Below are 414 nucleotides of genomic sequence, written 5' to 3'. Positions count from 1 at the left end.
CGCCGGCAGCTCGTAGGTCTTCTTGCCGACGGTCACGGTGCGATCCTGCAGGCCCTCGAGGAAGGCGCTCTGCGACTTGAGCGGGATGCGGTTGATCTCGTCGAGCAGGATCACTTCCGCCTCGGCGAGCGGGCCCATTTCGGTCGTCAGCTCGCCGGTCGCCGGGTTGATCATCTGGAAGCCGACCACTTCGGTCGGCTGCAGGTCGGCGCGGCCCTGGATGCGCGCGAACTTGGCGTCGCTGATGGCCGCGAGGATGACGCCGAAGAACGTCTTGCCGACGCCCGGCACCCCTCGCAACAGCAGGTTGCCGGAGTTGACCTGGCGCTGCTCTTTCTTGTCGTAAGTCGTCGGAATTTCCGACAGCAGCACGAGGTTAGCCAGGATCTTGGGCTGCTGGTAACCGACGAGGGC

1 protein-coding gene is annotated in these 414 nt (G+C 65.2%); it reads right to left on the bottom strand.

Features of this window, described 5'->3' with window-relative positions; genetic code table 11:
* A partial coding sequence (locus I6F37_RS42075) for an AAA family ATPase (RefSeq protein ID WP_225154681.1) occupies window positions 1–414 on the bottom strand: 414 nt, incomplete at both ends.

The sequence above is a fragment of the Bradyrhizobium sp. NBAIM08 genome (genome assembly GCF_020193935.1).
In the GTDB taxonomy this organism is placed as follows: Bacteria; Pseudomonadota; Alphaproteobacteria; order Rhizobiales; family Xanthobacteraceae; genus Bradyrhizobium; species Bradyrhizobium yuanmingense.
This window is presented reverse-complemented; position numbering and strand designations above follow the sequence as displayed.